The 12,203-nt window shown below is 48.1% G+C and carries 8 protein-coding genes; 2 read left to right on the plus strand and 6 right to left on the minus strand.

Annotated elements, in window-relative coordinates; genetic code table 11:
• The 4 genes from ACW9SV_RS12835 to holA all read right to left on the minus strand — a co-directional run bounded on the left by ACW9SV_RS12835 (position 1) and on the right by holA (position 7,195).
• Positions 1–1,209, minus strand: a complete 1,209-nt coding sequence (locus ACW9SV_RS12835; RefSeq protein ID WP_479557168.1) for an HU domain-containing protein — start codon at positions 1,207–1,209, stop codon at positions 1–3.
• Between the two features lie 6 nt (positions 1,210–1,215).
• Positions 1,216–2,886 (minus strand): TonB-dependent receptor, encoded by a 1,671-nt coding sequence (locus ACW9SV_RS12840; RefSeq protein WP_479557169.1) that lies wholly within the window; start codon positions 2,884–2,886, stop codon positions 1,216–1,218.
• Between the two features lie 4 nt (positions 2,887–2,890).
• Positions 2,891–5,920 carry a tetratricopeptide repeat protein gene (locus tag ACW9SV_RS12845; protein ID WP_479557170.1) on the minus strand — a complete coding sequence of 1,010 codons (3,030 nt, stop codon included), beginning with the start codon at positions 5,918–5,920 and terminating at the stop codon, positions 2,891–2,893.
• A 222-nt stretch (positions 5,921–6,142) separates the two neighbouring features.
• Positions 6,143–7,195, minus strand: coding sequence for a DNA polymerase III subunit delta (holA, locus tag ACW9SV_RS12850; protein ID WP_479557171.1), 1,053 nt, complete (start codon positions 7,193–7,195; stop codon positions 6,143–6,145).
• 226 nt (positions 7,196–7,421) lie between these two features.
• On the opposite strand from holA, the gene tyrS reads away from it, so the two are divergent.
• Complete coding sequence (gene tyrS / locus ACW9SV_RS12855; protein WP_479557172.1) at positions 7,422–8,726, plus strand: tyrosine--tRNA ligase; 1,305 nt, start codon at positions 7,422–7,424, stop codon at positions 8,724–8,726.
• Between the two features lie 169 nt (positions 8,727–8,895).
• Here tyrS and ACW9SV_RS12860 read toward each other — a convergent pair whose 3' ends face one another.
• Both ACW9SV_RS12860 and ACW9SV_RS12865 read right to left on the minus strand, forming a co-directional pair.
• Positions 8,896–9,084, minus strand: a complete 189-nt coding sequence (locus ACW9SV_RS12860) for a histone H1 (protein WP_210464970.1) — start codon at positions 9,082–9,084, stop codon at positions 8,896–8,898.
• Between the two features lie 112 nt (positions 9,085–9,196).
• Positions 9,197–10,435: an aminotransferase class I/II-fold pyridoxal phosphate-dependent enzyme gene (locus tag ACW9SV_RS12865; protein ID WP_479557173.1), complete on the minus strand. Its 1,239-nt coding sequence runs from the start codon at positions 10,433–10,435 to the stop codon at positions 9,197–9,199.
• A gap of 203 nt (positions 10,436–10,638) precedes the next feature.
• On the opposite strand from ACW9SV_RS12865, the gene accC reads away from it, so the two are divergent.
• Positions 10,639–12,153, plus strand: a complete 1,515-nt coding sequence (accC, locus tag ACW9SV_RS12870) for an acetyl-CoA carboxylase biotin carboxylase subunit (protein WP_479557174.1) — start codon at positions 10,639–10,641, stop codon at positions 12,151–12,153.
• Positions 12,154–12,203: the final 50 nt, after the last annotated feature.

The raw sequence follows: 12,203 nt of genomic DNA on the forward strand, positions 1-12,203 counted from the left end.
TTAATAGTTATATACCCAAAGTTCATTGCTGATTTTAGAGCGCAACGCCGGTAACGCAGCGAAGGCCTCGGCTTCGGTAGCGAAATCAGCTACTGAAACCCGTTGGTGTTTGGTATCATAGATGGAGGTGATGATCTTCGCCTCCAGTCCTTTCTTAGCAAAGCGCTTCTGGTGCATGGCAGCGTATCCATTTGAGGAGGAGAACACGCCCATGATGATGTAAAAACGGCCTGTTTTGCGTTTAATTGTGGTTGCCTCCGCTGCAGGTACTTTTTCTTTTGCCTTAGCCACCAGCGGCTTCTCCACTTTGGCTGCAGGAACTTCAGCTACTTTGGGAGTCTCACTAGCCTTAACCTCTTCTTTTACTTCAAGGGTTACTTCAGGTGCAGCAGTTTCTGCCGTAACAGTTTCATGCCCAGTTTTAGGGAAAGAGGCCAAAACAGAGTCTTCTGCGGCTAATTCGGCTTCTAAGGAAGGCTCTACCGGTAAAGCTGATTTATACTGTTCCGTTAACTGCGCCTGTTCAAACGCATCTACCTTAGGCACTTGTTGCTCATCCTGTGGCGCAGGTGCAGATGTATTTGTGCCAGAAAGCAGGGTAATTGGGTTAAGCGAACTTAAAGCTACATCATTCTGGAGGGAAAGCAGGTAAACCGTGGCCACCGACACACAGCCTATCACCAGACCGGCACCTACCCGATATAATTTACGGAATTTACCTCCTACCTTTTTACCTTCAGTAGCCTGAGCGGCCTGATCCTGGTATTTACCTCTCAGGATTAAGGTTTCTTTACCCGCAATTGGCTTGGCCACAATCTCGGGCAAACCAAAAGCCTGCTCCAGGAAGTTGTCGCTCTCCAGGTTTTCAAAAACAAGCTTGTGCTCTGCGTTGTAGCGGAAAACCCCTACATCCTGCAACTCAAAACGGTGTTGGGTTCTAAGCTGTTCTTTTAATTCCACCACAAACTCTGCCACGGCCATTTGCGCCTGTTGCATGGGCCATTTCTGCTTTTGGGCCAACGTGGAGATCAAAAGTCCATCGTTCGCCTTCAATTGCTCATTAAAGGCAATGCGCTTAGAAGGTGGTGAGAACATGTGTTTCACCGGATGGATTTTGGCAGGCGTATAATGCGTAATCAATCCGCCAAAGTTGGGGATGATCACGCAGTCATAGGCGTACAAAAGAGATTTTATGTGGCTTTGAACCATAGTAACTTAGAATGAGTAAGTAACCCCGCCAATAAAGGAAATCCCTTGGGTTGGGTAATTCACAAAACGTTCGTACTTGCTGCCCAAGAGGTTGTTTCCCATCAGAAACGCCGAGAACCGTGGCGAAAAGCGATAGTCGCCTTTCAGGTTAAGATCAACGATGGTATCTGTCTCACGCAGCAGAGTGGTACCGTCTGTACGGGTTATTTCCCCGAACGAACTGCTAATATAGTAAAGTTCACTGTTCAAGAGAATCTTGTCAGAAAGATTATATGAGGCAAACGCAGTAGCGATCATGCTGGGCCGATGGAAAGCTTCTCGTAATGAGGTAGTTCTGTACTTATTGCTTTCCGCCTTCACTCCCAACCTTAAATCTTCTGACTGGTTAAAGGTCAATTGCCCGAAGAACTGAAACACCTTGGTTACCCCATTGTCATACAAGAGGTCAAACTTAGCAGAATCAGCGACGGAGTTGTTGTAGAAGTACAGGTTGCGGTAATTCTGCAGGGCTACCCGACCGGTGAACTGCACGTACTTACTGATACTGCCATTCACCCCACCATAGACCTCCAAGCCCTTGTTAACATCGGCTACCTGCAGGTTCTGGTTCAGCCAAAGGTTTTCTTTGCTTAAAGAAAACAAGGTGGTACGCTGTAAGTCTCCGCCAGCTCCAACATAAAAGGAAAGTTTATCCTGGATGACCTGGTAGTTGGCCTCCAACGCTGGATAGACATTAAACTTGCGGGCGTCATTGATGGTGTCACCAGTGTAAGCGATGGTAGCACCCAAGATCAAACCTAATCTATCCATTTGCAAAGCGTACGCAGGGCGTACTTTAAAGAAGCCCCTGCCATAGGTCTCGGCGTCTTTCAGGCTGGTATAAGCCAGGTCAAGGTCAACCAAAACTTTAGACACGTCGCTTAAAGCAAAGTTGGTTTCCACCCTGCCAAAGAGGTGCGTTTCTTTTGCATTATAGTCATCGCCGGTATAGGTTAACCCTACTTTGCCATCATAGTGGAAAGGCGTTTTTAGATCGTTCAGGTTATTCAAGTGACCCTCTACCAAAAAGCGGTTATATACCTGTTTGATATCACTTTTATCAACCTCTGCTACATTGCTTCCACCGTAAAAATAGGTTTGATCTCTGTCGTACTTTACTCTACCACCTACGGTCACCGGGCCCAAGTATAAGTCACCTTTGGCCTGCACGTAGCTGTTAGCTGAGCCGGAGTTTTCAATAGGCCCCATGGTGGAAGACACGTGCCCCACCTGCGCCCCAAAAGAAGACTTGTCACTGCGTTTGTTGTGGAAGTACCCTTTGGCGTAAACGGTACCGTAATTTCCAATCCCGCCCTTCACGTAGTTACCATATAGCTTGGAAAGCTCTTCCTGCTGAATAGTCAACACCTTCATGGGTAAGTTGATGTAATGCTCCGGAAGCCGGTACTCATTAAACCGGTAAGTCACTTTGCGATCGCCTAGCTTAGGCGGCTGAATAAGAAACTTCTGGAAGTTCCGGTTTGCCTCTGGGAGTTCCAGTACCCGGTTCTTCTCCACGACAATTTCTGTGCTTTCCAGTTTATTTCCTTCACCCCATCCAGTTTGAGCATGGGCAGCCGGTAACAAGCCTAACAGAAAGAGAGCAGAGACACCTGCCCATTTTGTAGTATATTTCATGTTCTTATTCTTTAGGGGTGCTGGTTGAAGGAGTAACACTGCTTTCTAATTCCGCCAACTTTGCTTTCGCCTCCGTTTTGATTTCCTCCAGCGGTGAATTCTCAATGATGGAGTTTAGGGTAGCTTTTGCCTGGAACGCCTCGTTTTGCGCCACGTACACATCGGCTATCAGCAGAAAGGTTTTCCCTAACCAAAGATCATAGTCACCAAAGGTCTTACTAAACTCAAAGCCATGATCTAAAGCTTCTTTGTATTTCTTCTGCTTGAAATAAATCTCGCTCAGCAGATAATGCGCCTCGGCCCCATTCGCATCTGTGGCAGAGGTGGCAGCGGTGTTAAACTCCTTTTCTGCCTGCTCCAGACGTCCTAAGGCATAGCTAGCTTTACCTCTGTACAGCAGGGCAGAGTTATAGGCGTTTAGGGTTGCGTTGCCCCGGGCAATCAGATCATCGGCAATAAGAATGGTGTTATTGAAATCATTGGTGAAATAAAAGCTCTTCATCAATCCTAACAAGGCGTTCGCCTGCTCTTTTTTATTGGCGGCGAGGTCACGTAAGCGGGAATAGAAATTAGCGGCCTCGGTGTAGTTGCCGTTTTCAAACTCCATATCGGCAACGCGTTGCACGGCCCGGCTTAAGTATTCAGACTTGCCTTCAATGGCCACCTCTTTCAAACTGCGCAATGCATTAGCCTTGTCGCCGTTCCGGAAGTAAGAATCCCCCAGAAAGTACCGGGCGTTTGCCACTGAGGCGCTTGCGGGGTATGATTTCAAAAAGCCTTCGAATTTGGAAATGGCCTGCGCATATTTTTCATTGAAATAGAGGGATTTGGCAGCCTCAAACTCAACGCTTTCTAAAGCATTACTTTCTGGGTTGGCAGATTTAAACTTTTCAAGATAGGTGTCTAATTGCTCTGTTTGGTTAGATGCACCAAGTGCTTCCTGTAAACTATAAAGCGCATTGTTTGCCACTTCATGGGTGGGGTACTGATCTATCACCCGCTTAAAATCTGCCACCGCCTCCTCTTGGCGACGCAGGTTGAGGTAAGCCACTCCGCGCTTTTGCAAGGCATTCGGCACCAGGGTACTGGAAGAGTAACTATCTACCAACTGGGTGAAAGAGGCAATAGCCGGTGCATAGTTCGAGTTTTCAAAATCGATGATCCCCTTTTGGTACACTGCGTCATCGGCGTAGCGTGACCTTGGGAATGACTTAAGCAACGTATTCAGGCTTTGGATAGCTTGGTCCCGGCGGCCCGTTAGGTTGTAAACCACCGCTTTTTGGAAGTTCACATAATCAGCGTCGGGGGTTTTGGCTGCCAAGGCCTGGTCATAGTAGCTAAGGGCAGAACTGTAGTCTTTGGTTACATAGTAACAGTCCGCCAGCCGGATCATAGCATCAGCGTAATTGGGGTTACCCGCTTTGATAGTGTTGTCATTCAGGTACGCCTTAAAGTGCACCAACGCTTTGTCATACTGCTTCTCATTGTAGTAGGCGTACCCAATACCGTAGCGTGACTTCACGTAAAACTCGGTTCTGCCTGAGTTCACGGTCTGAAAGACGGCCCCATAACTGTTAATGGCTTGGGGCCACCGCTGCCCAATGGAGTATGCTTCCCCTTTCAAGAAATTACTGCCTGCTTCAATTTCTTTGTTGTAAGGAAAACCAAGAGACTTGTCTAGCATGGCTACCGCTTGCTGGAACAATTGGTCATTGTACAGTTTTACAGCCTGGTAGTACGTAACCCGCTGATAGGTTTCGTTAATGCGGTGGCTACGTTTAGGCAATTTCTCAATGTGCTGGATGGCCTCCAGGTAATTGCTGGAGTTAAGGTAGGCCTCACTCAGAATATCATCTACCTCGCCAGCAAACCTTGAATCTGGGTAGTCTTTGGCAAAGGAAGCCAGAGAGTTAATCACCTCAGAGTTGTTCCCCAGTTCATAGTTGAGTTGCGCATATTTTACCGTAGCCCCCTCCTTCACGCTCTTGTCAATGTTGAGCTTGCGGGCTTGGTCAAATGCGCCTAACGCAAATTGTTTGTTGTTGTCTTTAAGGTAGCTTAAGCCCAGGTGGTAAGAGGCATTCTGGCCCAAGGAATCTGAGTGGAAGGCCACTGCTTTCAGGTTCTGGATGGCGCTCTTAAAGTCATTATTCTTGTAATCGGCAATACCCATCTTGTATTGCACGTCTTTGTCTATGGTCTTCTTGCCTTGGGCGTAACTCTTGAAGTATTTAGAGGCGTTTTTATAGTCGTTTTTCTGAAAATAAGCATCACCAATGAGCACCTCTATTTCTTTGGGATTCTGCACCGGAGGCGTCATTTGCAACGACTTCTCCCCGTAGGTAATCACTTCTGGGAAGTTCTTTTCCTTGTACAAAACCTCAGTGAGCATGTACGGCACCACCGTACGGTAATTCTCATCTTTTTCGGCTACCTGCAAGTCCAGTTTGGCACCAATGTAGTCACCTTCGCGGTAAGCCAGATAACCAGCGTAATAGCTGGAGGCATACGAGTATTTGTGGTTGCCTTTCTTGTTGCGGTCAAACAACTGCTTGGCTTTTGTAAAGTCCTTTTTAGAGAAGTAAGAATAGCCTAATTTAAAGTCAGACTCCCTTAATTGGTCATCATCCAGGCGGTCTGCCGGGGCTTTCTCCAGGTACTGGATGGCCTTGTCATAGTTCTTACTGTCAAAGAACGAGGTTCCTAATTCAAAGAAAGCCGTGGCGGCCTTAGGGTGCGATGGGTACCGGGAGGCAAACTGCAGGACCAACTGCTCCGCATCTGGGTGAAAGAGGTGCAGACCACTGACCGCGTAGTAGTACTGCGCATCGGCGGTTTTCTGCGGATCATTGATCAGCCGGATGTACTCAGCAAAGGCCTGTTGGGCAGCCCCAAACTTTTCGCGGTCATACAACTCTAACCCTTCCTGAAAGAAGCGCTCTTCTGAACGGAAGGTCAGGGGGTGCTGCGCGTGCGCAACCTGAGTTCCTCCCAGTAAGGCGGTAGCCAAGGCTAACTTATGAGGTAGTTTCATAGTGAAATAGGCTTTGGGCCGCCGTACAGGAGAAAACAGTTCTGCTTTGCTCCAACAAGACGGGCCTGTCCTTCAAAATTAGAAAAAATGCGGGGAAGCGACAGCTTAATTTACAGAACCGCCTCTTCGTCCGAACGATAATATAGTAGTTTTAGCATACAAGCCGCCTACAAAAATTCCTGTTTTAAGGGCCCTCTAAGTAAACTCGCCTCAAAACGAAAACTAGGCAAGTACCGGAACCGGGTGCAGCATCTTAAACACTAACTCCTTCAGAATAGCGGCATCTGACATGGCCCCTCCCTCAATGCCTTTGCTTTGCAGATCGGCTTTATGAATGAACCCGATGATCTGCAACACCCGTCGGTAAGGGTACACTCTTAGGGCCTGTAAATACTCTTTTGCCAAGAATCCGCGGTTCCCTAGTTCTTTGGCTACTGCCTGCTCTGTAATCTGCGGCAACAGGTGCAGGGTCATTAATTTAGAATAGAAGGAGAACAGCAGTACCAGGTTAGGGATCAGCGGATTATCCTTGGGGTTCGATTCGAAATAGTTTAAGATGCGGTTGGCTTTGAGCACATCCTGCCGTACCAAGGCATTCTGGAGTTCAAAAATGTTATATTCTTTACTGATGCCAATGTTCTCCTGCACAAGGCGCTCATCTATGGTTTGCCCCGGTTTTAGGTTGATGGCCAGTTTCTCAATTTCATTGGATAAACGGGACAGGTCTGACCCAATAAATTCGCCCAGCATCATGACCGCTTGCGGGGTGGCCATCAGGTTCTTGCCTTTGATGAACTGGTTGATCCAGCCGGGCACCTGGTTGTCATAGAGTTTCTTGGTGGTCAAAAAAACCGCCTGTTTTGACAAAAGCTTGCCTAAACGCTTGCGTCCATCAACGGTTTTGTGCTTGTGGCAGAAAACCAGAATAGTAGAAGGCAGCGGGTTGGTCAGGTAGGCTTCCAGTTGTTTGGCGGCTGGGTCTTTCTCTGGGTCGGCTTCCAGATTGGGCAGGTTCTGAGCCTCCTTCACAATCACCACCTGCTTGTCAGACATCATCGGGAACCGTTTGGCCTGCAGCAATACCGTGGGCACATCGGTATCCTTTCCGTACATAACCACTTGGTTGAACCCCTTCTCCATGTCATTCAAGGCGTGCTGCTCAATGTAATCAGAGATCAGGTCAATGTAGTACGGTTCATCGCCCTGCAGGAAATAGACGGGCGCGAATTCGCGGTTCTTCAGTTGCTTTAGGATGTCGTCTGCGGTAAGCGCCATGAACAGATCTTGGATGGGAAGTAAAACGAAATGAGAACGCAATTTACCACAGACCTGAAACGAATCCACTATGCTTTACAACAAAATCTGCGGAAACCATTTAGGGGCTGTTCTAGAGAAAACAGGTAGCAAATGGAAAATAAAAGTCTGAGCCATCCTGGGCAATACTCACCTCCTATTCATTTTAAAAGATGTGTATCTTTGGCTCACGTAAAATTGAAGCCACATGAATTTAATTGAAGAACTGCGTTGGCGCGGCATGTTGCAAGACACCATGCCCGGCACAGAAGAACAACTGAACGCAGGCATGACCACCGGCTATATAGGTTTTGACCCTACAGCCTCCTCACTCCACATAGGCAACCTAGCCACCATTATGTTATTGGTGCACCTGCAACGGTCAGGCCACAAACCAATTGCTTTGGTGGGCGGCGCCACCGGAATGATCGGGGACCCTTCCGGGAAATCGGCAGAGCGGAACCTGTTGTCTGAGGAGGTACTGCGCGCGAACCAGGAAGGCATCAGAAAACAACTGGAGAAATTCCTGAAGTTTGAGGGAGTGGAGAATGCCGCTGAGATCGTGAACAATTATGACTGGTTCAAAGAGTTTTCGTTCCTAGATTTCCTCCGCAACGTAGGCAAGCACCTCACGGTGAACTACATGATGAAGAAGGAATCGGTGCAGAAGCGGATCACGGCCCAGGAAGGCGAAAACGGCGCGGAGGGCCTTTCCTTCACTGAGTTCTCTTACCAATTGCTACAAGGCTACGATTATTACCACCTTTACAAGCACAAGAACGTGAAACTGCAGATGGGTGGTTCTGACCAATGGGGCAATATTACCTCAGGCACAGAACTCATCCGCCGCATGGAAGGTGGAAAGGCTTTCGCCCTTACCACCCCGCTAGTGACCAAAGCCGATGGCAGCAAGTTCGGGAAATCAGAGAGCGGCAACGTTTGGCTGGACCCTAACATGACCTCGCCTTATAAGTTTTACCAATTCTGGCTCAACGTAGCCGATGAAGAAGCCGAGAAATTGGTGAAACGCTTTACATTGCTTTCTCAGGAAGAGATTGAAGCATTGGTGGCCGAGCACCAGCAAGCTCCTCACCTGCGCGTGTTGCAGAAAGCATTGGCCAAAGAAGTAACCACCACGGTTCACTCTGCGGAAGAATACGAAAGTGCCGTGGAAGCTTCGCAGATCCTTTTCGGGAAAGGCGACCTGGAAACCTTACGCAACCTGCCAGAGGCAACCTTATTGGCAGTTTTTGAGGGCGTTCCGCAAATAGAGGTATCCAAAGAACAACTGCCTGCCGGCACGCTTTCCGTGGACTTCCTTTCTGAGCTTACCCAAAACCAGATATTTGATTCAAAGGGCGAGGCGAAAAAAATGATCCAGAACGGGGGTGTGAGCATAAACCGGCAGAAAGTAGGCAAACCTGACGAGGCGCTCTCCCAAGATCTACTGCAAGGCAAGTACCTGGTGGTACAAAAAGGAAAGAAGAATTACTACCTGGTAAAGGTTCAGTAATTCAGGGGTTCTTTTACCCCTATAGTACAAAATAAAAGCCCCTGGTTTAGGAACCGCTTTCTGAAAAGCAACTCTTAAGCCGGGGGCTTTCTCTTTTGAGTACCCTGCATGAAAAAAGGTGGGCTTTTACACCCACCTTTTTGATAATATCTTCTTTCAGAGCAACTTACTATTTGGCAGCGCCTTCGCTGTTTTTCATGTCCTGAACTTCCTTACGGATATCCTGAGCCATGTTTTTCAGATCCTGCATGCCTTTTCTTACACGAGTACCGGCAGCTGAGTTCTTTTTGTCATAGAATTTCTCAAAATCGGCTTCCAGAGAAAGAACCAGATCCTTAAGTTTGGAAAAATTGTTCATTAGAGCTTGTTTAAATGGTTTGACATTACGTTTAATGGCTCTAATATAGGAATTTTATAATAAGTTGCAAAAAAAATAAAGGTTTGTATTATTTTATTACTGAAGTACGATTTTAGACAGTTACGGGCGTTTTAGTATAAAGTCCTTTATCCAACTTTGCGGAGATAGCTTCGAAGGCAGCAATGGTTTCTGCTACATCTTCCAAGGTGTGCGCCGCCGTTGGGATAAGGCGTAACATAATCACGTCTTTTGGTACAACTGGGTACACTACAATAGAGCAGAAGATGTTGTAGTTCTCGCGTAAATCCAACGTAAGTGCCGTAGCATCAGGTATTTGTCCGTTCAGCAACACAGGCGTAACTGGCGACTGCGTGGTACCGATGTTAAAGCCTTTCTCACGCAATCCAGACTGCAGGGCATTAACCACTGTCCACAAGTTGTCTTTCAACTCTGGTTTGGTACGAAGCAACTCAAGACGCTTCAAAGCTCCCACTACCAACGTCATCGGCAGAGACTTAGCATAGGTCTGGGAACGCATGTTGTAGCGCAGGTACTCAATCACTTGCTCATTGCTGGCTACAAACGCGCCAATGCTGGCCATTGATTTAGCAAAAGTAGAGAAATAAACGTCAATACCGTCCTGAACACCTAAGAACTCGCCTGTACCGGCCCCGGTTTTACCCATGGTTCCGAAACCGTGTGCATCATCAATGAACAGACGGAAGCTGTATTTCTCTTTCAAGGCTACTACTTCCTGCAGTTTACCTAGGTTACCGCTCATCCCGAAAACACCTTCGGTGATCACGAGAATACCGCCGCCTGTTTCATTCGTTAACCGGGTGGCACGCTGCAGTTGCTTCTCCAGGCTTTCTATGTTGTTGTGCTGGTACACAAAACGTTTGCCCTGGTGCAGACGAACGCCGTCAATGATACAGGCGTGCGACTCGGCATCGTACACAATCACATCGTGGCGATCTACTAAAGCATCAATGATGGACACTACGCCCTGGTACCCGAAGTTCAATAGGAACGCGTCTTCTTTTTGCACAAAGTCCGCCAATTCACGCTCTAAACGCTCGTGGTTATTTGAGTTACCAGACATAATGCGGGCACCCATTGGTAAAGCCATTCCATACTCTGCGGCAGCGTCAGCATCGGCCTTACGAACCTCCGGGTGGTTAGCCAAACCCAGGTAGTTGTTCAAGCTCCAGGTAAGGACTTGTTTTCCCCTAAAGGTCATCCGGGGAGCAATTTCGCCCTCTAGTTTAGGAAACGTAAAATATCCGTGCGCATAGTGAGAATGGCTGCCAAGCGGTCCGCGGTTGGCTAATAACTTTTCAAATAGATCCACTTTAGATAATGTTAAGGCGGTTAATGATGTGAAGGCCGTGAAACAACCCTCGTTGATCAAAAATTAGAAACCTAAAAGGTAGGCAAATTTACATTGATTGTGATCAAATACAAAGGTAGTGCCAGTTTGGAAGCGCAAATTCGCCTTTTAACTTTGGGCGGAATCAACTTTCTTTGAAGAACGAACCCAAAGTACTTGCCTACATGAAAAAAATTGAAAAGCTGCTGGTAGCCAACCGCGGAGAAATTGCCTTACGAATAATGCGTTCTGCCCGGGAAATGGGCATTAAAACGGTAGCTATTTATTCTGAGGCCGACCGCCAGGCGTTGCACGTACGGTACGCTGACGAAGCCGTATGTGTAGGACCGCCCGCTTCCAGTGCTTCTTACCTGCGCGGCGAGGTGATCCTGGATGTTTGCAGACAATTAGGCGTAGATGCCATTCACCCGGGGTACGGTTTCCTTTCAGAGAACGCCACCTTTGCCCAGCAAGTAGAAGATGCCGGTATCACCTTTATCGGCCCCTCCCCTGAAGCCATTGAGTTGATGGGTAGTAAACTGGCCGCTAAATCCGCAGTAGCCAAGTATAACATCCCCATGGTGCCCGGAACTGAGTACGCCATCACCGACCTGGAAGAAGCCAAGGTGATCGCCACCAACATCGGGTTCCCTATCCTCATCAAAGCAAGTGCCGGCGGCGGCGGAAAAGGCATGCGGGTGGTGGAACGCGTCGCTGATTTCGAACAGCAGATGCAACTAGCGGTGAGTGAAGCTACTTCCGCTTTCGGAAACGGGGCGGTGTTTATTGAGAAGTACATTGGGTCACCACGCCACATTGAGATACAGGTCCTAGGTGATACCCACGGCAACATTGTACACCTGTTTGAGCGGGAATGCTCTATCCAGCGCCGGCACCAGAAAGTAATAGAAGAGGCCCCCTCCGCGGTGCTTACCCCAGAGCTGCGGGCCGAGATGGGCCGCTGCGCCGTGAACGTAGCCAAAGCCTGTGACTACGTAGGCGCGGGCACGGTAGAGTTTCTGCTGGATGAGAACATGAACTTCTTCTTCCTTGAAATGAATACCCGTCTGCAAGTAGAACACCCTGTAACGGAGCAAATCACCGGATTGGACTTAGTCAAAGAACAAATTAAGATAGCCCAGGGAGCGCCTCTCTCCTTTTCCCAGGAAGATCTCACCATCAGCGGTCATGCCTTAGAGTTACGCGTGTATGCCGAGGATCCCACCAATAACTTCCTGCCAGACATTGGAACCTTGACTACCTACAAGCGCCCCCAAGGCCTTGGCGTACGAGTAGACGACGGCTTTGAAGAAGGCATGGAGATCCCGATCTATTATGACCCGATGATTGCCAAACTGGTCACCTTTGGAAAAGACCGGCAAGAAGCCATTGAGAAAATGATCAGGGCTATTGAAGAATACCAGATCACCGGAATAGAAACCACCTTGCCCTTCGGGAAGTTTGTGATGGAGCATGAGGCGTTCCGGTCCGGGGATTTTGACACTAAGTTCATTGAGCGGTACTTCAAAGATCCATCTGTTTTGAAACCTGCTCCATCTAAGGACGAAGAAGCAATTGCCGCAGTACTGGCAGCTATGTTTGCTGGACAAACCAAGAAAACCACTGTTTCTGCTGCTGCTTCTACAACAACCTCCGCCAAAGGCACCATGTCTGACTGGAGGAAGAACAGATCAAAGTAAACTTCCTGTTTTATGGCTCTTTTAAGAAAATAGTCTATAAAACAGTTTTA

The sequence above is a fragment of the Rufibacter sp. JT20002 genome, from assembly GCF_056491185.1.